Source organism: Shewanella sp. SNU WT4, from assembly GCF_006494715.1.
Lineage (GTDB): Bacteria > Pseudomonadota > Gammaproteobacteria > Enterobacterales > Shewanellaceae > Shewanella.
Window position 1 is genome coordinate 2,379,709 of the sequence record NZ_CP041151.1, and the last position, 24,164, is coordinate 2,403,872.

At 45.5% G+C, this 24,164-nt stretch carries 15 protein-coding genes and 1 pseudogene; 4 read left to right on the plus strand and 12 right to left on the minus strand.

What is annotated here, in order from left to right; all coding sequences use genetic code 11:
• Positions 1-6 precede the first annotated feature (6 nt).
• Positions 7-1,662, plus strand: a complete 1,656-nt coding sequence (locus tag FJQ87_RS10715) for a M10 family metallopeptidase C-terminal domain-containing protein (RefSeq protein WP_140932620.1) — start codon at positions 7-9, stop codon at positions 1,660-1,662.
• A gap of 116 nt (positions 1,663-1,778) precedes the next feature.
• Positions 1,779-2,932, plus strand: a pseudogene (locus FJQ87_RS10720) (IS3 family transposase).
• A gap of 76 nt (positions 2,933-3,008) precedes the next feature.
• Here the strand turns inward: FJQ87_RS10720 and phnR are convergent.
• The 4 genes from phnR to FJQ87_RS10740 form a co-directional block, all read right to left on the minus strand.
• A complete protein-coding gene (gene phnR / locus FJQ87_RS10725; protein ID WP_140932621.1) occupies positions 3,009-3,713 on the minus strand; it encodes a phosphonate utilization transcriptional regulator PhnR in 705 nt (234 codons plus the stop codon).
• A gap of 9 nt (positions 3,714-3,722) precedes the next feature.
• The gene (locus FJQ87_RS10730; protein ID WP_140932622.1) at positions 3,723-5,447 is read right to left on the minus strand and encodes a putative 2-aminoethylphosphonate ABC transporter permease subunit; all 1,725 of its coding nucleotides are present in this window, start codon (positions 5,445-5,447) and stop codon (positions 3,723-3,725) included.
• A 12-nt stretch (positions 5,448-5,459) separates the two neighbouring features.
• Positions 5,460-6,605, minus strand: a complete 1,146-nt coding sequence (locus FJQ87_RS10735; RefSeq protein WP_140932623.1) for a putative 2-aminoethylphosphonate ABC transporter ATP-binding protein — start codon at positions 6,603-6,605, stop codon at positions 5,460-5,462.
• A 208-nt stretch (positions 6,606-6,813) separates the two neighbouring features.
• The gene (locus tag FJQ87_RS10740) at positions 6,814-7,854 is read right to left on the minus strand and encodes a putative 2-aminoethylphosphonate ABC transporter substrate-binding protein (protein ID WP_240778692.1); all 1,041 of its coding nucleotides are present in this window, start codon (positions 7,852-7,854) and stop codon (positions 6,814-6,816) included.
• A gap of 250 nt (positions 7,855-8,104) precedes the next feature.
• Here FJQ87_RS10740 and phnW point away from each other — a divergent pair, with 250 nt between their 5' ends.
• Together phnW and phnX are read left to right on the plus strand one after the other, a co-directional pair.
• On the plus strand, positions 8,105-9,208 hold the full coding sequence (gene phnW, locus FJQ87_RS10745) for a 2-aminoethylphosphonate--pyruvate transaminase (protein ID WP_140932625.1): 1,104 nt from the start codon (positions 8,105-8,107) through the stop codon (positions 9,206-9,208).
• Between the two features lie 141 nt (positions 9,209-9,349).
• Entirely contained in the window at positions 9,350-10,171 is an 822-nt protein-coding gene (gene phnX / locus FJQ87_RS10750) for a phosphonoacetaldehyde hydrolase (RefSeq protein ID WP_140932626.1), read from the plus strand.
• A 500-nt stretch (positions 10,172-10,671) separates the two neighbouring features.
• Here phnX and FJQ87_RS10755 read toward each other — a convergent pair whose 3' ends face one another.
• The 8 genes from FJQ87_RS10755 to FJQ87_RS10785 form a co-directional block, all read right to left on the minus strand.
• Positions 10,672-12,723: a PhoX family phosphatase gene (locus FJQ87_RS10755; RefSeq protein ID WP_140932627.1), complete on the minus strand. Its 2,052-nt coding sequence runs from the start codon at positions 12,721-12,723 to the stop codon at positions 10,672-10,674.
• Between the two features lie 608 nt (positions 12,724-13,331).
• On the minus strand, positions 13,332-13,634 hold the full coding sequence (locus FJQ87_RS10760) for an AzlD domain-containing protein (RefSeq protein WP_140932628.1): 303 nt from the start codon (positions 13,632-13,634) through the stop codon (positions 13,332-13,334).
• Positions 13,631-14,347: an AzlC family ABC transporter permease gene (locus FJQ87_RS10765; RefSeq protein ID WP_140932629.1), complete on the minus strand. Its 717-nt coding sequence runs from the start codon at positions 14,345-14,347 to the stop codon at positions 13,631-13,633. Before FJQ87_RS10765 ends, FJQ87_RS10760 begins: the two co-directional genes overlap by 4 nt.
• Before the next feature lie 469 nt (positions 14,348-14,816).
• Positions 14,817-15,926, minus strand: a complete 1,110-nt coding sequence (locus tag FJQ87_RS10770; protein ID WP_140932630.1) for a response regulator — start codon at positions 15,924-15,926, stop codon at positions 14,817-14,819.
• 45 nt (positions 15,927-15,971) lie between these two features.
• Positions 15,972-16,094, minus strand: coding sequence for a hypothetical protein (locus FJQ87_RS18970; RefSeq protein WP_276613139.1), 123 nt, complete (start codon positions 16,092-16,094; stop codon positions 15,972-15,974).
• A gap of 1 nt (position 16,095) precedes the next feature.
• Positions 16,096-19,368, minus strand: a complete 3,273-nt coding sequence (locus FJQ87_RS10775) for a response regulator (protein WP_140932631.1) — start codon at positions 19,366-19,368, stop codon at positions 16,096-16,098.
• Positions 19,352-20,668, minus strand: a complete 1,317-nt coding sequence (locus tag FJQ87_RS10780; RefSeq protein ID WP_240778694.1) for an urea ABC transporter substrate-binding protein — start codon at positions 20,666-20,668, stop codon at positions 19,352-19,354. The genes FJQ87_RS10775 and FJQ87_RS10780 overlap by 17 nt, the downstream gene beginning before the upstream one ends.
• Complete coding sequence (locus FJQ87_RS10785) at positions 20,665-24,150, minus strand: CHASE domain-containing protein (RefSeq protein WP_140932632.1); 3,486 nt, start codon at positions 24,148-24,150, stop codon at positions 20,665-20,667. The genes FJQ87_RS10780 and FJQ87_RS10785 overlap by 4 nt, the downstream gene beginning before the upstream one ends.
• Between the last annotated feature and the right edge of the window lie 14 nt (positions 24,151-24,164).

The following is a 24,164-nucleotide window of genomic DNA, read 5'->3' on the forward strand; positions in this document are numbered from 1 at the left end:
TAAAACATGATCGGACACAAAATAAATAAAACGACACTTGCTTTATGTATAGCCATGGGCGCTTCATTTACTTCATCAGTTGCTTTGGCTGATGTACAAAACAAAAGCACTGACGCTTTGGTTGTACCTAGCGACATGAGTTTAGACCCTTATGCAGGCTATTATTGGGGAACAAAACCAATTGCTGGTTTGCCACAAGTGATTGACCAAATTTGGACTGGTTATGTTAATTCAGCTAATGCTGGCGTAATTACCTATAACTTCCCTAAAGGAAAGCATTTAACAGGGCTTTACAACAACCCTAAGTATGGTTTCACTGCTGGTGACGGCTTGAATGGCTTTTCAGAACTGCAAAAAGGGAGTGCCCGCAAAAGCATCCAATTGTGGGTTGACTTAATTGCACCTCGCTTTTTAGAGCGTGGTAATCAAGGAGCGGATATTCAATTGGTTAACAGTGACGATCCTGGTCAAGCCTATGCGTACTACCCAGAATACGGTTTTACCAATGCGAAAGGTTGGAAGTTTTTTGGTGATGTATTTGTTGCATCTCCTGATTTGAACTGGACCAATAATTGGCTAACCTTCGGTGGTTACGGCGTCACAACTGTTATCCATGAAGTCGGTCACTCTTTAGGGTTAAGTCACCCAGGTAACTATAACGGTTCAGGTGCCATTGACTACGTAACCCAAGCTGATTACGCACAAGACAGCAAACAATATTCAATTATGTCTTACTGGAGTGAAGGCAATACATCTTTTCAACCATGGGGTCGAATCGTTGATTGGTCAACAGCATGGTTCTATAACAACCCACAAACGCCATTAGTGCATGATATTTTAGCCGTGCATCAAGCATATGGCGCCAACCCAAATACACGTAGTGATGATACTGTTTATGGTTGGAATTCAACCGCTGGCAATGAAGTTTATGATTTTTCTCAAAATTTATTCCCATGGTTGTCAATCTATGATGCTGGCGGTAACGACACCATCGATATGTCTGGTGCCAATGCCAGTGTTTTCATTGATTTAACCCCAGGAGCATTCAGCTCCGGCGCTTCCGAGGTTCCAAGCGAAGCAGTAATCAATGCTAAAAGACAAGCAATTAATGACATGACAGGTATCTCTTTACCTATGGTAGCTGATGGTTATAGTGCTGGTAGAAATGCTCAAGTAACTGGTGCTCACGAGCCTGTTTTAGCCGCTGAAACAGATGTTAGCGGCCTAGGTGTTACATCACACGACAACCTTTCAATTGCATACGGTACTATTATCGAGAATTCAATTGGTTCAAGCAAGCGTGATTACTTAAAAGGTAACCACGTTGCTAACGTATTAACAGGTAACGACGGCGATGACGTATTAAACGGTTTTGCTGGCGCTGATACTTATGTAGGTGGCGAAGGCGCAGATACATTTGTATTCTCTAACATCGAAGTAGGTGACATGATTGCTGACTTTGTTAGTGGTGAAGATATGATTGTATTATCAGCTACAGGCGTTTCATTTAGCTTTATCGATGGCGCTGAGTTCAGCCAAGTAGCGGGTGAACTTCGCTATACCGACGGTATGTTAATGGGTGATGTAGACGGTGACGGCGCTGCTGACTTATCTATTGACTTAAACGGTGCTGCACTTGCTGGTGCTGACTTAGCATTATAATTGTTTTGCCCTACCGCTAAAAAGGCTCCTTCTGGGGCCTTTTATTGTCTTAAGTGATCTGATCCAATACTTTTGGACACCACGCTAAGTGAGTAAAATGACTTAACGAGGTGAATATGACAATCAAAAAACCCCGCAAGACCCACACTGCTGAATTTAAAACTGAAGCCCTGAAACTAGCCGAACGTGTCGGTGTTGCTGAAGCTGCTAGGCAGCTCAAAATCTACGAATCACAACGTTATAACTGGCGCTCTGCCATTGAGAAGAAATCGACAACTAGCCAGCGCGAAGCCGAGCTTGCTGCTGAAGTTGCCAAGTTAAAACGCCTGTTAGCCGACCAAGCTGAGGATTTAGCCATCCTAAAAAAGGCGGCCACCTACTTCGCGAAGAATCAAAAGTAGAACGATTCGAATTTATGCTCGAACACCAGCACCAGTTTCGCCTAAAGCCAATGGCGACAGTGCTTGGCGTGACGCGAAGTGGGTATTATTCCTAGCGAAAATCAAGCAAAGAGCCGAGTACACGCTTGCTCAAACAGCACAGCCGTGATGAGCAAATCAAAGCTATTTTTGTCCAGAGCAAGGAACGCTCTGGCGCTCGGCGTATTCAAGTCGACCTCGCGGAAGATTACGAGCGCGCTAATTTGAAAACCATTATGAACAGCATGACAAGACAGAATTTAGTGGCTAAAGCAGCCCGTAAATTCAAAACAACCACTGACAGCGATCACCAGCTTTCGGTAGCGCCAAATCTGCTGGAGCAGAACTTCGATGCCAGCGGCCCGAACCCAAAATGGGTCGGTGATATCACGTATCTGATGACAAGCGAAGGCTGGTTGTATCTGGCGGTGATTATCGATTTGTACTCGCGCGCCGTGATTGGCTGGTCGATGAGTAATCGCATGACGGCTAAACTGGCTTGTGACGCGCTGACAATGGCACTGTTTCGTCGTGGTTTTCCAAAAAAAGTGATTATTCATAGTGACCGAGGCAGCCAATATTGTTCACATGCGTATCGAGATCTGATTGAAAAAAATCAGCTTATCCAAAGCATGAGCCGCAAAGCCTGCTGCAGGGACAACGCCTGTGCAGAGAGCTTCTTCCATTCACTGAAAGTTGAGGCCATTCAGTACGAGCCGATCATGGACCGGGAAACCATGAAGCACACAGTGTTTGAGTACATAGAAGTTGATTACAACAAAACCAGAAGGCATAGTTCACTTGGCTATTTAAGCCCTGAGAATTTTGAATTGAAAATAGTGCTTAGTTAAGTGTCCAGAGTTAGCGGATCAGATCAAAAAAAAGTTGACCACTACGTTAACTCTAGTCTTGTTAAATCTAAGCGGGTTATCGGCTTAGATTAGCTACTGACTCTATGTTGATGGCGTCATGGCGCCAATATTCAATGTCGCAATCAATTAACTGGCCCGCGTGGTTGTAATTAACACGCTCAACTACCATAGCGGGCGTACCTGAGGTGGCGCGCAGCGCTTGGGCAAGACTTCCCATTAATGAACTGGTAAAAATACGGTAACGAACCGATTGATACATGCAGTCATAGTGATCGCGATAAATGTCGGTTAACGAGTGCGCAAGATCATGGCTTAACAGTTTAGGAAACATATCAGCTCGAATATAGTGAGTGACATACACCACAGGCCGGTCATCGAGATACCTAATTCGATTGACTTGATAAACATCAGAAAACGATTGCAGTTCTAACAAGCTAGCCGCCTGCTTGTTAGCCAACACTAACTTAGCACTGACTAATTCGGTTTTCGGCTGACGACCTTGCGTTAACGCCATATTGGTAAAATTTAGCGTTTGCGTTGGATCATACCTAAGCGGCGCCGGTGAAATAAACCAGCCCCGCCGATCCTCGCGATAAATTCGCCCTTCGGCCTCTAACAGGGACAAAGCTTCGCGCAAAGTAACGCGCGTGGTATCAAATGTTTCCGCAAGTTTTCTTTCTGCCGGCAATTTCTGCTGCGATGTCAGTTTGCCGGCATCCATTTGCTCAAGGATTGCATCTTTGATTTTGAGATATTGCACTAAGTATCCTTATTTATTTCGCCATGCTTGCGTATGGTTTGCTAACCATGTCGCCACCGGCCATTGAATTAGCTTGGCGCTCACCGCAGAAAGCATAATCATCACGGCCATTGCCGCGGCAGCGCCAGTTTGGCCGGCATCATCCATATTAAGAACAGAAACCGATGCCGGAATAGTCTCAGTGGAATACAAGAATACTACCGCAGAAGTCGTAGTAAGTGCATTAACAAACAAGTACATAGCTATGTCAAACAGCGCCGGCATACACACAGGCAGAGTCACTTTATAAAACAGCTGCCACTGCGGCATTTTTATCGACGCTGCCGTAGCTTCAATTTCTGCAGGTAATTGTTTGAGTGCAGCCAGCGAAGTCATATGGCCAACAGTGTAATAGTGAACCACAGTGCTAATCACAAGCAACGCCATGGTGCCATAGAGGGGACTTAAGGCATTGCTGGCATCATTAAAATAGAAAATATAGCCAAGCCCCAAGACCATGCCAGGTACGGCCATAGGTATGATGCTCATCATTTGTAAGCCGCTGCGAACAAGGGCAAAGGCTCTACCCTTTTCTATGGCGTAAGCTGCGATGAAAATAAGTGTTGTGCCAAAAATAGCGGTCCAGAACGCCATTTCAAGAGAATTAAAAAATGGGCTCCAGCCATAAGTGCTTATTTCGCTAAAGTTGTAGTTGTTCAGTGTCAGCGCTTTATCCCATGGCCAGAAAGTCACCAAGGAGCCATAAACTGCCATGCCCAAGACCACCAGCACCATCAGCGATACCAAAGAGCAATACACAAAACACACATAATCACGCACTTTACTTGGGCTTGGCTGGTAAATAACAGAGCGCGTATCCATTAAGCTCTTTTGTTTGTTCTTCACGTAGCGATCGGCCACGAAAGCCAAGATGGCTGGAAACAGTAAAATCATCGAGGTCACAGCACCCATGGCAAAGTTTTGCTGACCTACCACTTGTTTAAAAATATCCGTTGCCAACACATTGTCGTTACCACCAATCACTTTGGCGACACCAAAATCTGTGATAACTAAGGTAAATACTACGATTAACGTACTGATTAATCCGAACTTTGCACTTGGCAAAGTCACAATAAAGAAGGTTTTAAGTGGTGACGTTTTTAACGCCTGCGCCGCCTCATATAGCCGTGCATCAGAGGTTCGCATCGCTGTGCTTAATATCATCAAGGCATGGGGAAATGTCCAAAAGATCAGGCCAAGACTGATACCCGTCAAACCATATACACTTCCATCGCCTATCCATGATTTAGCCACACCTTGGTTACCAAATAGAAAGATAAGACTTATCGCAGGTAATAAGGATGGCGCTAAGATAGGTGCCGTTCCCAACGCTTTAAACACCCCTTTAAACGGCATGCAAGAACGGGTAAGCGCGAACGCATAACCAAAAGCCGCTAAAGTGACAATAGTTGTTACTGTCACCCCCAAGGTCAGGGTATTGGAGATGGAGGTCCACACATTGGGGGACGCTAGGTAATGCACAAAGTTGCTTAAACCGACAAAGTCACCGTCTGAGTTTTGAAGGGCTTTTTGTAGCATGCTCCACAGTGGCAGCAATAAAAACAGCACCAGTAGACAAGTGACTCCGAGCAAAATTGGAAACAACACCACATTATCTTTACTGACACGGTTGAATAGTGACATTGGCCGGTTTGGGGAGGCTAGTGTGTTCATAGTCATTGTTTTAGCTTCCATGTGATTAGCCCTTTATGCCACATTTGGCAAAAGTGTCTTACTAATTGACTTACTGAGTCCCTGACAGAGTGTCTTACTTGGCGCCATATAGCCACGCAAGCCTTGTTCAGCTAGTTGAATATAACGAGTCTCACCGCGCTTAAGTCCTAGCTCCATGGCTTGCTCAACAGACACATCCACCATGATGAGCTGCGAATGATTACCTTCTAGCAAGTGACAATCAACGCGGTAAAAAGCGCCGAGAAATTCAGTGGCGACTATCTTCACCGGGATTGTGTTGAGCGATGCTGACGTAAAGCGAATTTGCTCTGGACGCACCGCAATATCACATCTATCGCCGTCAGTAAGGGGTAGGTTTTCAAAAGTCGGTTTGGCAATCAAGGACTGCGCGATACGCACTTGAGTATCACTTACCACAGACATAGGAATAAAGTTCATGGTACCGACAAATTCCGCCACAAAACGGGTTGCAGGTTGTTGATAAATTTCAAGCGGCGTACCTACTTGCTCTATCACACCATGATTCATCACTACTATGCGATCGGCCATCGACAGCGCCTCATCCTGATCGTGAGTCACCATAATAGTGGTGATGCCAAGCTGACGTTGCAGACGACAAATTTCTTCTCGAAGATGCACCCGCACTTTAGCGTCAAGTGCCGATAAAGGTTCATCCAATAACAACAAGCCAGGAGACAGGGCTAAAGCGCGCGCGAGTGCCACTCGTTGCTGTTGGCCGCCTGAGAGTTGATTAGGAAATTTTTCTGCTGAAGTGGGTAGCCCTATGGTCTCTAGCCACTGTGCTACTTTTTGATACGCCAGCTTTTTTGCCATGCCTTGATTAATGAGCCCGAGTGCAATGTTTTCTTTCACGCTCAGATTTGGGAATAAGGCATAAGACTGAAAGACTATGCCAAAGTCACGTTTTTCTGGCGGCAAAAAGGTGATTTCTTGATTGGCTTGGTAAATGGTGCCAGAACTTGGCAGGTCAAGACCGGCAATGGCACGCAGCAGTGTGGTTTTACCGCAACCTGACGGGCCAAGGAAACAGACAAACTCACCTTTTTCGATGCTTAATGAAATTTGTGTTAATGCCGTGAACGCGCCAAATTGCTTCGCCACGTTATCAATATGAAGGTAGGCTTGATGATTAGTCATATACAGACTCCTAAGTGGTGTAGACCAAAATCTAAAGGAGTATTGTTTCAGTAAGATGACAACTAAGTAGCAGTTTAATGACAGCCCATTAGGCAACTATACGGGCTACTAGACTGGTAACGGATCAGGCTAATAAACAGGGCCATGAAACCAAAAGAGAGAGCCTAGGCTCCCTCTATCTATCCATACCCCCATAAACTGACAATTATTACTTAGCTTGTGACTTAGCTTGTGACTTAGCATCGTATTTTGACGACCAGGTTGCCAGCACTCGGGTTCTGTCGTTACCCATCTGAGTCAAATCTAACGTTGCCATGGCATTTTCAACATCGGGGTAATGGCTGACAGTGGCGCTAACGTCCTGATGAGCCACTATTGGATAAGTTTCTACATACAATTCATTGGCAGCTTTTGATATTGCCCAGTCAACCACACGTTGACTCGCGGCATTAGCCTTAACCAAACCTACGCCATCAACATCCCAGCCAATGCCGTTTGGAACAATCACGTCCATTGGCGCGCCTTGGCTCTTTAACTTAGCCGCACGTACCGCCAGAGATATACCAATCACCACTTCCCCCATGGCCGCTTGCACACAAGGTTTAGAGCCTGAATGGGTATACTGGGCAATATTAGTGTTGAGCTTATCCATATAGGACCAGCCCTCAGCTTCACCAAAATGACTTAACCAAGCGGCGACTTGCATGTAGCCAGTGCCGGACGATGCTGGATTTGGCATGGAAATATGGCCTTTATAAACATCTTTGGTCAAATCATCCCAGGTCGTTGGTTTGGGAATGTTAAGTTTTTTGCCGACAATTTCGTTGTAACAAATCGCGTTAAACACCCCAATGTTGCCATACCAAGCCTTCTCTTGCCCAGCATCAACCAATTGACCACGTAACTGTTCCACCCCGACTGGAGTGTAAGGTTTAATGATGCCCTCATTTTTAAGCAGCGCTAAGGATGAGCCCGCTAGCCCCCATACCACTTCTGCCCGCGGATTTGATTTTTCTGCTAACAATTTTGCCGTAATGATCCCGATTGAATCGCGAACCCACTGGATCTTGATGTCAGGGTTGTCTTTTTCAAATGCCGTTTTGTATTTCGCCAGTAAATCGGTTTCAAATGCGGTATACACTGTCACTTGCTGCGCGCTAACCGCTTGGGTTGACATCAGTGCAAACATTGCGGCGATTGACGCTTTTTTCATCGATACTTTCATCGTCTTGATCTCCTTAACCATCATAATTCTTCCAATCAGCGATTCTGGTATGAACCAATTGGTTTATACCCTAGTTTGTGAATATGACGTTTTCATGACCGCATTATTGAATTTAACGCCTTTATTCCCCGTTGATTTGGTGAACTGTTTGTCAAATAACCCGCATATTAAAGTTTTATGAATTTGGCCATGAGGCTATTTACCGATGAGAATCGCCCCTGTTACAGTATTTTACGCAAATTGGCATAGACCAAAAATCGGATGGATACTTACAATGAAAAATGAATACCTACTACTGACGCCAGGCCCACTGTCTACATCAGCCACTGTCAGACAAGCCATGTTGAAAGATTGGTGTACATGGGATGACGATTACAACAAAGACATAGTTGAGGTTATTCGTACCAAGTTGGTAAAACTTGCGACTTCATCACAGGATTACACCAGCGTGCTGATGCAAGGCAGCGGCACAGCTTCAGTCGAAGCGACTATTGGCAGTGCCATCAATGCCGATGACAAGTTGTTAGTGGTGGACAATGGTGCCTATGGCGCCCGCATTGCCGAAATTGCGGCCTATTTGCATATTCCATGCACTGTGATTGCCCCAGGGGAAACCGCACAACCGTCACTCGAAGCCATTGAAACGGCTTTGGTTACTGACCCAGCGATTACCCATGTTGCCATAGTGCACTGCGAAACCACCACGGGCATGCTCAATCCCATAAAAGCGGTAGCATCACTTGCAAAAAGCCATGGCAAGGTTGTCATTTTGGATGCTATGTCGAGCTTTGGCGGTATTCCTATGGATATTAATGAGCTTGGCATCGACTTTATGATCAGCTCTGCCAACAAGTGTATTCAAGGTGTACCTGGCTTTGGCTTTGTTATTGCTAAGCGCAGCGAAATCGAAAAGTGTAAAGGCCAAGCCCGCTCATTGAGCCTAGATCTTTACGCCCAGTGGCATTGCATGGAAACCAACCATGGCAAGTGGCGCTTCACATCACCAACTCACACAGTACGCGCGTTTTATCAGGCGTTAATCGAGTTGGAACAAGAAGGCGGCATTAGCGCGCGTCATCAACGTTATCAAACCAACCAAACAAGCTTAGTGGCCGGTATGAGAAGCCTAGGTTTTAAGCCGTTGCTGGATGAGTCACTGCATTCTCCTATCATTACGTCGTTTTACTCGCCAAGCCACAGTGACTACCAGTTCAAAGCCTTTTATGAGCGACTGAAAGCGCAAGGATTTGTGATTTATCCTGGCAAAGTATCAAACGCGGATTGTTTCCGTATCGGTAACATTGGTGATGTCCACCCAAGCGATTTACAAGGCTTAATCGTTGCCATCAAAAACGCCATGTATTGGCAAGTGAAATAGCCAAGCGCCTAGTATGGCTAAAGCGCACCTAACCCGCTCTGCACTAGTGTGACGCTAATGCGGCGCGGGATTTGGAGCAAAAAAAGCCAAGGCTTGCCACCCATTTACTTATCTGTGATATCAAATTTTTAAGGAAAACACATGACCTTACCTACATCATCTATCCAAGCGGTTATTTTTGACTGGGCTGGCACCATAGTTGATTTTGGATCATTTGCCCCAACCAGTATTTTTGTTGAAGCCTTTAAGCAAGGCTTTGATTTTACGCTGTCATTAGAAGAAGCCCGTGGCCCTATGGGGTTAGGTAAATGGGATCACATTCAAGCGGTTGGCCGCATGCCAAGTGTTGATAAACGCTGGAATGCCCAATTTGGCCGCTCAATGACTACAGCAGACATAGATGCTATTTACGCAGCGTTTATGCCGCTACAAAAAGCCAAAATTGCCGACCATGCAGAACCGATTCTTAATGTCATTGAAGTGGTTAACGGACTGAAAGCACAAGGTATTAAAATTGGCTCTTGCTCTGGTTATCCACGGCAAGTCATGGATGTCCTCATTCCTGTGGCTGCCGACTATGGCTACAAGCCTGATTGTATTGTCGCCACCGATGACTTACCGCAAGGTGGCCGTCCTGCGCCATTTATGGCACTAAAAAACGTGATTGAACTTAGCGTGACCAATGTTGCTGCCTGCGTCAAAGTGGATGATTCCGCGCCTGGGATTTATGAAGGCCACAACGCTGGCATGTGGACTGTTGCCCTACTGCTTTCAGGTAACGAAGCTGGACTAACCTTGGCTGAGTATCAAGCAGCAGACGAGGCCGCTCTAAATGTCGCCCGTGAAAAGGCGCGCGCTAAGCTGATGGAATGTAGGCCTCATTACCTGATTGATACTATCTCAAACCTTCCTGAGGTCATGGCCGATATTGAGCGTCGCATGCTAGCAGGCGAACGCCCTTAGTCACATGTCCTTAGCCACACGTTCTTAGTCACAGCTAAAGTTCCATAAGAGTCACTCATTAAGCTCAGTGACATCCATTCTGTGACTTAACCTGTGACTTAAAGCTTGGACATAACACCTGTGACACAAAGCCTGTGATATATAAGCCAGTGATATATAGCCAAGCCATCGACATCGATGGCTTTCACACTTAAGCGTTAACGCGGATGTAAAATTAGCGCTCTTCAATCAACAGTTTGCAATTAACCGTTTGCAATCAATAGCTACTGCACTTCTAATCATTACCGGACATCTGAGAACAGTTAGCTTCTTGATAATAGTACCGCGACTCAAACAATAAGTACCATAGCTATAGAACCACGCCCGCAAGCTAATCCACCCGCGCCACCAGCACCATCAATCAATGAGCAATCAATACGGAATAGATCAGACTCAATTGGGTGCAGACCTTTCTTAAAGCAAAAAAGCCCTATCAAGGGCTTTTAGTTACAAGGTTTAATTTACACACCGATTTCAGCGCCATCATCTTTACGTATCATAACAGTCGCCGAACGCGGCCGAATGGTAATCCCAGCGGGTGTGGCTTCACTCGCTTTAGCAGCATATGGCCAATTAGCAGGGTGCTGAATATTGATAAATAAGCTTTTGTAATCTGGCGTCATAGCAAAACCTGTCACTTCACTCTCATTAGGGCCGACAAAGAAACGCTTAAGCTGCACCTGCGTGCTGGAACTAACGACTTGCTGTTTTCCATTAGCATCCACTAAGGTCGATGGCACAATCGCCAGCATTTGATCATTAGTGTATGACGTTAATTCTTCCGCGCCATTATCGGTTTGAACCCATAAAATACCGCGCGCGTCGAACGCTAAACCATCAGGGCTGGCAAACTGATTTAAATCATCTAACCCAGACAAGTTAGTTTGCGCATCTGCCGCACTTGGCGCTCCAAATACAAAAATATCCCAGCTAAATTCAGTGGCGTTATCACCCTCATCCCAACGAATAATATGGCCAAATTTGTTATTTAAACGAGGGTTAGCAGGATTAGTGCTGTCTTTGCGTTTGGTGTTATTGGTTAAGGTTAAGTAGACACTGCCAGTCACAGGGTCGACCGCTACCCACTCAGGTCTATCCATTGGCGTGGCACCGACTAAATCAGCCGCGCCTGCCGTATTTAAAATAATCGCGGCTTGTGAATCAAAATGACTGGCTAAATTGCTGCCATCTTGGGTAATGGCATCAAGGGTGAGTGGTAACCATTCACCCGTACCATTGTCGTTATATTTAGCCACATATAATGTGCCCGCGTTCATATACTTATCCCCAGTCGCTAAGCGGTTACTAGTGTTAGCATCTACAGGGTCCCATACCGCATCTGATACAAATTTATAGATATATTCAAACCGCGCATCGTGGCCGGAATAAAACGAGATAGCTTGGCCTGCCACGACATGGCCAAAGACACACCCTTCATGCCGAAAGCGCCCTAACGCCGTGCGTTTAACCGCGCGAGAATTGGGATTATAAGGATCGATTTCAACAATATAACCATGGCCATTAGCTTCGTTACGGTAATCTTGACTGGCATTAGCAGCTTCTGGCGTAATGTTAAAGCGGGCGAACTCATCAAGGCGCTCATCATCAGCTCCAGCTAAGTGCTCCCACCCATAACGACTAGTTGCTGTGGCAATACCAATACGAGATTGATCCGGCGTGAGTGTCCCTTTATTGAGAAAATATTCCGGCCAGTTTTCTTCACAGGTTAAATAAGTGCCCCAAGGCGTGCTGCCATTGCCGCAATTATTAAGGGTGCCACGCCCTTGGCTACCATCTGGTGAGTAGCGTGTTTCTAAATAGCTGGTATATGCTAAGGGGCCTGTAAAATCCATCACACTGGCCCCCGTAAAACGGCGGTTATGAGCATCGTTCGCCACCACTTCCCACCAGCCATTATTGAGCTTAATGCGAACCACAGAGACACCATGGGCATTAATTTCCTTACGAATTTCATCAATAAGGCTGCGCTTGCCATTAGCATCAAAGGTGGGGCCGTTTGGATGCAGCGCAACCTCATCAATATACTCATGGTTAATACACAATAAGCCATCATCTCCCGCATCATTTAATGGGAAAAAATGCATACCGTCATGATGCATACCGACCGAATTGGCTTGATCTTCACTGCTATTAGTACCGTCTGCCTTCCAAGCTGATGCTTTTGAATTAAGTGGCGTTCCCCAAGGCGCTAATACATAAGCTGAATATCCAACCGGCACAGCGACTGCATCGGTTTTAGAACCATCAATTGAGTTAAACCCTAGTACCGCCGAACTTTGCGGTGGTAAGGTTGGGATTGTTGGCGGCGTTATCACGACTTTATCATTAGCACCGCAAGCTGTGAGTCCCATACTGGTAAATACTGTCATAGCACTGATCCCAAGGCCACCTTTAATAAATTTACGCCGAGATACATGCTGTTCCAGCACTTGTTCAAACGGCATATTATTACTGAGATTAAAACGGCGCGGATCAAATGTGGCTTTACTCATAATGCATCCCTTAACAGCGTATAATTTATTATTGGCGAGAAATAAACTTACTTATAAAGCTAGTTTATGAGGTCAAGGTAAGCATTGAATGTGACATTTATGGGTGAATTTGATGACATAAAAATGGCAAATCAACACCAGCATTGCGCTTTCCCATCAATCCTTGCAACGAGATTTATTTCAACACTATCAGTGCGTTAATTATGGGAAATTGGGTTGATAGGCTAAATTTAATTCAGGGATAAGCTAATAAATAGCTCGTGAGTTAGGTGCTAAAAACATAATAGAACTGCGGCATTCGATAAATAATCTAATCCAAGTTGCAGTATAAATTGGCTTGGTAGATCAGCAAACGGTTAAGTGAATATGCTAGATGAATGGCTAGTTACCAAGATTTAGCGGCTATTAATAAGTATTTTCAATTTTAGTCATGAGGTAACGGTGTCGTATGACAAGAGTCATTATTCATCGGATGAACAAGCGAATTAAGCTTTCATTAAATGCTATTCATAACAAGCCATCACAGCACCGCTTAGGGTCTAGTTATAATGGAAATGTAGACACCCATAAAAATTGCATTACATTGATTTTAAAGTGTTTGTTGTCATTCAATGAATCATGAAAAACAACCCCATGCTTACCAAAGTGGTGAGTAAGACATTGCGTGTAGTGTAAGCAAGGATAGTGGCAACAACGGCACATATTAAATAGCTGTTATCCAAGCTAAAATCGAGCGTACCTTCTTGTATAAACACAATCGGGGCGAATATGGCCGTGAGTACCGCAGGCGCCGAGTAACTGAGAAAGGTTAACGTATTCTTACTTAATCGTACCGGTAGTTTAGGTTCAAGAAACAGGTATCGGCTGGCAAAGACCAATGCCGCCATGGAAATGATAGTTAACCAAATCATGCGTTCTCTCCCGTGAGTTTGGCGTAAAGTGCACCGCTCGCCATACCCAGTAGCGCCGCTATAATTAACCCACCTTCGATATTCATAAGTTCGCACACTAGACTTGTGACTAAGGACATCAACACACACAAAAGAAAGGATGGTTTTTTCACTGATGGAACGACTATGGCAATAAACGTGGCCGCGATAGCAAAATCTAGTCCCCAACTGTCTAAATTCGGTAAACTTTGCCCCGCCACTATTCCGGCGGCGGTTGCGATATTCCAGCCTAAATAAAAACTAAAGCCACCGCCAAATGCAAACCAAGGGTCCAACTTATGTTGATTACCTTGATTGCTAATGGCAAATAGCTCATCTGTGAGTAAAAAACCTAAGGTCAGTCGCCATTTAAGGGGCATAGGACTTATCTGTTCACGCATGGCCATGCCATAGAGAAAGTGCCTTGATGTGATAAGTAAGGTGGTGATTAAAATGCTAGTTAACCCAATCCCAGATTTAATCATACCAACCGCCACTAATTGAGCCGCGCCTGCAAAAACTAAGGCTGACATAGCTTGGCTTTCAAACGCTGATAATCCAGCATCGAGTGCAAAAGAGCCTGCAAGGATCCCCCAAGGGATCACCGCGATAGTAAGCGGGAGTATCATTAACGCGCCTTTAAAAAAAGTATCAAGTTTACTGCTGGTGACTGTCTGTTCTGATTGAGCTTCCATTCGTCGGTCGACCACAATAGTAAGTGCGTGACAGATAAATTAACGCATTTAGCATTTGTTAGCTTGTACAAATTTACATTTGAATTCATTAGCATATTGAAGAAGTTTCTAAGATGCCATGCTTTCGGGGGGAATACTTTACTCACAGAGCGTTACTTGATTCCGCGGCAGAAATTACCTGCATGGCCGATAACAGCACATAGCCACTAGCCTAGCGACTTGAATGCGTTAATTAACGCAGATAATGAATAGCTATGGCGTCATCATGACTGCTTTGATTTAATTGCACTAGGCTGCCCGATTGCATTCATCAAGCAGCATGATTGACTGCCTATCATTTTCATAATAAATGTTGAGCTACAACAGTTATGTTTAACAATTTAAGTGTTGAACGAGCCAAACATATGATTCAACAGCGCCGTTTGCTTACAAGGCTATTGCTGTCAGGCAGTTCAACGGCTGCAACACATTAAAAAAATTCGACACCATCGGTCACAACTTGCTCCTGCATGAGCTCCAAACCTTCAGGCGGAGTGTGCAACTCGTTTATCAACTGGCGCAGTGATTCACTGTTATTGTTGAGCGCCAGAAATTCTTGACTGATACGCTCACTGTAACCATCAAGCACTGCGTTTATCCTGTCTTCTTCCTCTTCATCCAGCCCAGTAATAATCCCCAGTGACACTATGGTATTTTTGATTTCTTCATTCATGGAACTGAATAACTCCATCATTTTATCCATGGCTTCAGCGTTTTGAATTTCGATATTGGCGACTTGGGACAGCAGTTTTTCCTCAATCAGTACCGACTTAATACCGGCTTCCAGCGCATCCATGAAGATAGCTATGGTATCTATCATTTCCCCGACGTTACGAGCCAGCAAGGTTGCATGATCCCAACGGAAAATGGCCCTGTCATTACCGAACGAATGGATGCGCTCGATTTTGCCCGACATTTGCAGGATTTCATCTTCCAACTGACTGACATTGTAGTTAGTGGACAATAATTTTATGCCGTTGCCTGTGTCGATTTTCAACACGCACGATAACTCGATTTCATTAGCAATGCGGAAAAAACAATGGGTCAGAGTATCCATGTTGAGCATAAACAGGCTGGCCTGTATAAAGCGGCTAATACTCTGAATTTTGGCAGCCGAGGTCTGTACACCCAGCACCAGTAGATGCGTCATGCGCAGATCTTGATTAACAGATTTACGCAGTTGAACCTGTTGCTGCACCTGACTCACTTTGAGCTTGAGCTCGTCGACATCGAAGGGTTTATTGATGTAATCATTACCGCCCGCGCCATAGGCAGCCAAGCGGTCTTCCAAAGACTGATACGATGACAGGAAAATAATAGGTGTGGTTTGAGTATCTTGTCGGGCTCTTAACTGGCGGCAGACCTCGTAACCATCTATGCCTGGCAGGTTGATATCAAGGATCACTAGATCAGGCTGACATTCACCGATTAACTCAAGGCCTTGTTCGCCGCTCCCTACCAAAGTAACTGCGTATGCTGACAAGATGTTTTGCAGCATAAGTTGTGAAGTACGGTCGTCCTCGATGATCAGTATATTCATGACTATCTGCCTTATTCCTTAAGAGTCTCATTCAATCCAGTGACATCAATTATTCATGACCATATACAGTGCCGCAAAACCTTGTAGTAAAGATGGCGTGGCTTGCTGGCTATGGTGTTTTTTCTGGCTAATCCGCCCTTGGCGATATCGCTCAATGCCATTATTCATATTAGCGCAAGTGTCTTTGATGCAATGAGCTGCCTTGTTCTGTCTCGCTGGCAGCAAGTTGACAATGAGCCGGCAACCATTCACTCAGAGCGCGTTGTAATTTAGCGGGATCTATGGGTTTGGCGATATAATCACTCATTCCCGCCCCAAGACATAGTTCACGATCGCCTTGCATGGCATTGGCTGTCATAGCGATGATGGGAATTGCATGGTTTTGAACCTGTGACTGCTCATCGCGAATATGCCGACTGGCTTCATAACCATCCATCACTGGCATCTGACAGTCCATAAACACTAAATCATAAGCGGTTTTCGTAAGGGCAATTAACGCTTCTTGGCCGTTATTGGCCACATCAATACGCACTGCAAATTTGCTCAGCAGTCCCTTAGCCACCAGCTGGTTGGTCATATTGTCTTCCACTACCAATACTCGGGCATTAAATTGAGGCAGTTCACGTCCTGTATGCTGGCTAGCCGATTCGACGCTCTCTGGCGTGATCCGCGCGACTTTTAGTAACTCGTTGTAAAGCAAAGACTGCTCTATAGGCTTATTGTGGAAGCCGTCAAACCCTGCAGCCTCGAACTTTTGCGCATCGCTGCGTTGACCCGAAGTATTGAGTAACAGTAAGCGGGTAGTGTTAATGCTAAGGTCAGCTTTAATTGCCCTCCCCAGCTGCAAGCCATCCATGGTGGGCATTTGCCTATCAATGATGGCAATTGTGTAAGGGTCGCCCTCATTAGCGGCATCATGCAAAGCAACCAGCGCGGCCGCGGCATTATCAACCCAAAGGTGGTCTATTTGCCAATGGCTCAGTAACTGCTCCAACAATCGACCATTCGTGGCATTGTCATCGACTATCAATAGCTTTTGTGCGGTCAAATCTGTTCTGACCGGCTCAGGAGGCTGAGCCTTAGCGCGCGCGAGATTAAGGGTAAACCAGAAGGTAGAACCCTTGCCCAATACGCTTGTCACGCCAATTTCACCGCCCATCATTTCCACTAATTGTTTGCAAATCGCTAATCCTAGCCCTGTACCACCATACTTGCGGGTCGTGGAGCCATCGGCTTGGCTAAAACGATCAAACAGCCCTCTTTGCTGCTCTTCGCTCAAGCCTATACCAGTATCTGTGATGTCAAATCGTACCCAAGAATGGGTTTCACTTTGTTGCTGCACGCTGTAATAAACAGCCACTTCACCGCGCTCGGTAAACTTAATGGCGTTGCCCAGCAAGTTAGTCAGTATTTGGCGCAAACGACCGGGATCGGCGCAAAACCATTGATGAAGTAATGGGCTTGCAGGTGAAATCAGCTCTAAGTTTTTATCATGGGCTTGCAGTGCAATCGCCTTGCTCAATTCACTTATCATCTGTTCAAAATCAAAATCTATGGCTTCAAGCTCAAGTTTGCCGGCTTCTATTTTGGAAAAATCGAGAATGTCATTGAGTAAGGTCAGTAAAGACTCGGCGCTGCTTTTGACTGTTTTGGCATAGTTATGCTGCTCGGCATTAAGGTTAGTATCCAGTAGCAGATTGTTCATCCCTATCACGCCATTCATCGGAGTTCTAATTTCATGACTCATGTTGGCCAAAAATTCGCTTTTGGCACGGTTAGCCGATTCCGCCTCTTCCTTAGCCATTTGGATAGACACTTCGGCTAATTTGCTCGCGGTGATGTCGGTGCGGATGGCAATATAACTTTCGGGCTTATTGGCACTGTTCATGAAGGGAACTATGGTGGTATGGACCCAATACAAATGACCATCTTTGGCCTGATTGCAAATCTCGGCATTCCAGGTGATACCACGGCTAATGGAGCGGTACATATCTTTAAAAAATTGCGGATCGTGATGACCTGAATTTAACAGACGATGATTTTGCCCCAATAGCTCAGTTTCACTAAAGCCACTAATTTCACAAAACTTATTATTAACAAAGGTGATATTGCCCCTGACATCTGTGATGGCGACAATGGCATGTTGGTCGAGGGCAAACTTCTGTTTGGCTAAGTCTGCGAGCGCTTTTTGAGTTTCAAGATGACTCGCTTTTAGTGACGCTTCATATTCAAAGCGTTTTTGATTCATCACGTTAAATGCTTGTGCTAATTCTTCAGTTTCATCGTTAGCCGTTATCGTGATTTTTTCATTAAAATTGCCACCTGCGGCTATTTTCACAACGGCTTTAAGCAACATTTGAATGGGATAGCTGATTTTTCGTGATATATAAAATGCAGTCAAACCGGCGATCACCGATATCAACAAACCAATTAACAACAGCTTGATTTTTAATTGCTCTGCGGCGGCAAAAGCCTCGGCAACATCCACTTTAACTACAAAGCCAAAATTCAATTCCGGGATAGCGCGCCAAGCGGCTAAAACCTTGTCACCTTTATAGTCGACAGAAAGCCCAGAGCCTCTCTCTCCTTGGACAGCTCGTTGCAGTGGCACAGCTAAGGCACTGCCAATTGGGTAACTTAGATTAAACGCCGCAGACGCTGAACGTCTTAACGGCGTAATAACCGTGGCATAATTGTCTTCAAGCTTACCAATAACCACTTCACCAGTTTGTTTAAGGCCTGAATAATCGGCAGATAAATCATTGTAGCGATCGGTATTCACTTGAAACGCCAACACTCCTATCAGTGCTTCCCCTTGAAAAACTGGCGCGGCAATAAAGGCGCTATGTAACTCAATGCCCGCTTTGTTGGTGCTAATGGGTTGGGCTTGGGGTTTGGCTTGATCTTGCTTCAAATTCCATTGCGAGGGCGAATAAGGTTTGAATTCACTGGTTTTGGTTTCAAGTAAAGTCGCGGCATCATCAAAAGACTCAGCCAGTAATGTGTCTTTATACGCGCCAGTTTTCAAGTTGGTTGCAAAATCAGTTTCATGGGCGATGCTAAACACGACATCCCCCTCTGGATTGATGAGAAAAATATCATAGCCCCCCATGCGGGCTAAAATCTGCGAAAAACCATCACGATAAAAAGCATCAGTTGTCTTATAGTCATCACTATCAACCCCGAGCTTAAAGCTCGCTGACAACTTAGATAAGGCTTCTGCAGTCCAGGGATTTGACGCAAAACTCGACAAGCCTTCCTCATGATTTTCAATATGATCATAAAATTGCATGGCTTTATAATCAGCAATACTATTTAAGGTGTTTTCCACCTCACTTTTAAGCGAGCCAACCGCATTATCGGTCGCGATATAAGTAAGTAGTCCAACAGAAACCGTGGTGAGCAACACAAAGGTGAATGAGATTTTATTTTGAATGTTCAAAATATTGCCCCTCCATTGTTGTCATTGGTGCTGAACTAACCCTTGGTGGCGCGGCCCAACTTTCCCCCCAGCCTTGATATAAGGTGTTTAGATATTCATTCCACTGCTCAATGGTTTGGTAAGAGGGAAATGGCAAAGGTCTGATAGGCTTTTGTTGCGACCACACAATATCAAACTGACCATCTTCACGTATTTGGCCGATATAAAGCGGTTTCCACAGATGATTATTAATAGCGCTAATAATGACGTTACCCTCGGGGGCGTCATAGCTCACGCCTTTCAAGAATTGTCTAAGTGTGGACGGGTCAGTGGTGTTGGCGGCTTGAACAGCGCTCGACCATAAATAGACACCAACATAGCCGGCCTCCATCGCAGCATTGGTCGTTCTACTCTCACCGTACTTGTATTTAAAACGCGCCACAAAGGCTTTGTTAACAGCGGAAGGCAAGCTTTGAAAGTAGTTCCAGGCACTGTAATGGCCCGCCATGGCTTTGATATCTAAGTGAAGCAGTTCGTCTTCGGCAATACTAAAGGACATGACTGGGATATTAATGTTCTTTTGATTTAATTGTTTGAAGAAAGGTAAATTACTGCCGCCATTAATGGTATTTAGAATAATATCCGCGTTGCTGCGCAAAATAGCATCTGTCATGTCATCGCTATTCATATCTCCTAACGGGATATAATATTCGCCTACGACTTCAGCCCCTAAAGCAATCAGCTGTTTTTTAATGATCTTATTTGCCGAGCGCGGAAACACATAGTCAGAGCCCGCCAGAAAAACCCGTTTACCATGGTTTTCCACACTCCACTTAACGGCGGGCATGATTTGTTGGTTAGGCGTAGCGCCGGTATATATGATGTTGGTCGATTGCTCCAAGCCTTCGTACTGGACGGGGTAAAACAGCAGATGATCATGTTTTTCCACGACATGTTTCATTTCTTTGCGACTTGCTGATGTCCATCCACCAAAAATAACCGCCACCTTTTTTTGGGTAATGAGCGCCTCGGCCTCCCGCGCAAAAGCCGGCCAATCTGACGCGCCATCAACAACAACAGCTTCTATCTGGCGCCCTAATAGCCCGCCACTGGCATTAATTTCATCAATCGCCATTAAGGTAGCATCGACTACCGACTTTTCACTAATCGCCATGGTGCCCGTTAATGAGTGCAACACCCCGACTTTGATTGTTTCTGACTTTTCAGTACAACTTGCCACCATAATGCAGCATAAAGCACAAAAAAATAGGGTCGTAATAGTGCGTATGACGGCACTCGCTGCCGGCAAAGAGTGGGTCATGTCTGCGCCTCGTCCATAGCGATTTTCAATGCTGCAAACGCTTGTTCGAGTAACGGCATGGCTTCCCAACACGTGTCGATATCCCGAGCTTGCTCCATAGTTTTAGCTATGTCACTCAATACCATAGCGCCCACATTCGCGCACGCGCCCTTGATCTGATGAGCTTGCGCGGCGGCCTGTTTTAGGTCGGCAGCGATAAGTGCAGCTCGCAACTGAGCAATCTGCGCTGGAATATCAGCGAGAAAAGCGTCCACCACTATTTTAATCAGATTTTTATCATTCATCAGACGAGCACTAAAGGCTGGGAAGTCAAACACCGGTTCCTGTTTTATTGCCATGGCTTGAGAGCCACAGTCTGGTTCTAGTTCTTTAGTAACACGCGGCTGGCAACGAGCAGGAAGCCATTCACTGAGGGCTCGTTGCAGTTTGGCGGGATCTATGGGTTTAGCGATGTAATCGCTCATGCCCGCCGCGAGGCATTGTTCTCTATCGCCCTGCATGGCATTAGCTGTCATCGCTATGATGGGCACACTTTGATTTTTAACCTGTGAGTGCGCATCACGAATATGCCGACTGGCTTCATAACCATCCATCACCGGCATCTGGCAATCCATAAACACTAAGTCATAAGGGATCTGTGCAAGGGCGGCTAACGCCTCTTTGCCATTACCTGCTACATCAATACGCACCGCAAACTTTGCTAGCATGCCCTTGGCCACCAATTGGTTAGTAGCATTGTCTTCTACCACCAACACTCGCGCATTAAATTGTGGCAGCTCGCGACTTATATGCTGAGTCGCTAGTTCAATATTAGCTGGTGTTATTTGCGCAACTTTCAGTAGCTCGCTGTAAAGCAAAGACGGCTCTATGGGCTTACTGTGGTAGCCGTCAAACCCTGCGCCCTTAAACTTTTTCGCATCGCCGCGTTGACCTTGGGTATTAAGTAGCAGTAAACGGGTGGTGTTAATGCTAAGATCTGCTTTGATTGTCCTGCCTAACTGTAATCCATCCATAATGGGCATTAATCTATCAATGATGGCAATCGTATAAGGGTGGCCACCGTTAGCGGCGCTATGCAATGCAATTAATGCGGCCGCCGCATTATCAACCCGCTGGTGGTCTATTTGCCAATCACTGAGTAACTGCTCTAGTAGTCGCCCATTAGTAGCATTATCGTCCACTATCAATATTTTTTGAGTCTTCAAATCGGAGCTAACTGGTTCAGAAGGCTGACTCTTAGCCCGCGCAAGATGAAGAGTGAACCAGAACGTCGAACCATTGCCAGGCGTACTTTTTACACCGATTTCGCCCCCCATTAATTCCACCAGTTGCTTACTAATCGCTAAGCCTAATCCTGTCCCCCCGTACTTGCGGGTAGTGGAGCCATCAGCTTGGCTAAAACGGTCAAATAGGCCTATTTGCTGCTCGGTGCTGAGACCAATGCCGGTATCTGTGATGTCAAATCGTACTAACGCATGGGATTCACTTTGTTGCTGCACGCTGTAATAGACCGCCACTTCACCGCGTTCAGTGAACTTGATGGCATTTCCTAACAGATTGGTGAGTATTTGGCGCAACCGGCTGGGATCGGCGTTAAACCATTGATGATGAATTGGGTTGGCAGGTAAAATCAGCTCTAAGTCTTTCTCATGGGCTTGAAAGGCTATGGCCTTACCCAATTCACTTACCATAAGTTCAACATCAAAATCTATGGCTTCAAGCTCAAGCTTGCCTGCCTCTATCTTAGAAAAATCAAGAATATCATTGATTAAGGTCAGTAAATACTCGGCACTGCTTTTGACCGTTTTGGCATAGTTATGCTGCTCGGTATTCAGATTGGTATCCAATAGCAGATTATTCATACCTATAACGCCATTCATCGGGGTACGGATTTCATGGCTCATGTTAGCCAGAAATTCACTTTTGGCTCGGTTGGCAGATTCAGCCTCTTCCATGGCCTTTTGGATGGACACTTCCGCTAATTTACGCTCGGTAATATCTGTGCGGATAGCAATATAATTTATTGGTTTATTATTACTATCCATAAAAGGCACAACCGTCGCTTCAACCCAATAAAGCTCGCCATTTTTAGCTCGGTTACACACCTCATCATGCCAAACTCGGCCATGGGCTATGGTCTTGTACATGCGCTTAAAGAAAGCGACGTCATGAACACCTGAATTAACTAGGCGGTGATTGTTACCGAGTAATTCATCTCTTGAATACCCGCTAATCTCACAGAACTTGTCATTGGCGTAAGTGATGGTGCCTTTAACATCCGTAATGGTCACAATCGCGTGTTGATCTAAGGCAAATTGCTGTTCGATAAGCTTTTGAGAGGCTTGCTGCGCTTCTAAGGTGGTTAGCTCTAATTCTTTATTACTCGCTTGCAAAGCGCGGGCTTGCTGTTGTAACGCTTCTGTCATCTCGTCGGCATAGGCCAGAGCCTTGCGATTTTCCCGAGTTAATACAATAAAAAGGCCAAGTATCAACGCTTGTATTAAGATACCCGCCGCCAGAATAAAGTAAGGTTGGTTAACATCGGCCTGCTCACGGAATTTAAGGTTAGACTGCACATCAAAAGTCCAAGTACGGCCATATATCTCCTTGGTTATCGTCTTGGAATACATAGCATCGGGGTCGATACTATTTATGCCGTCATTAGCCGTATCCTCATAGAGTAAATCCCCTGAATCTGTGATTTTGACGCTGACTAAGCGATGCTGCTGCGATAACGCCCCTTTCATCAGTTTAAACATAATAAATGGCGCGTAAGTGACGCCAATAATCGCTTCACGCCGCTGTTCTATGGTCTCGGGTCGCTGTCCATTTTTATAAAAAGGCGCATAGAGTAAAAATCCCGGCGTTTTATGGGCATCTTGCACCAGCACTATGGGGGCGGTGAGCTGCGCCATACCTGTGTCTCTCGCCTTTTGCACACCTATGTAGCGATTGGTTTCAAAGGCAACATCTAAACCCACAGCTTTACGGTTAATGCCAAGCGGCTCAATATAAGTAATTGGCCAATACTCATTTTGTTCATGAATTGGGTGAATCGTGAAACCGGGACGCAGCGCAGTTTGCTGCTGCAAATACTCACCAAGCGCATTTTTTTTGATGTTATAGATAACGCCAATGCCGTTAATGCCTGGGTAGGCTTTGTCTATGCGCAAACTGTCGGCGTAGCGTTGCCACTGCGCGGCGGTGGTCTGGCCGTCAGTCACATCAAGATGAGCCACGCCGCCCCACAGCGCGTCTTCATACAGCTGCATGCGTTCTATTACCAGTTCGATCAGATTTGCCGTTTCACTGCTAAAGCGCTCTTCTAATTTTTGAGTAGTATTTGCGTCCTCAAATTTCCAGATGGCGATAGTTAACACTAGCGAAGCCACAATAATCAGCCAATGGCTCCAATGTAATTTGCTCGCCTTAATGAGTTTAGAGCGCGAGCGCTGGTTAAGATGTGGCGATGTTGGTGTCATTTCAATGCCTCAAT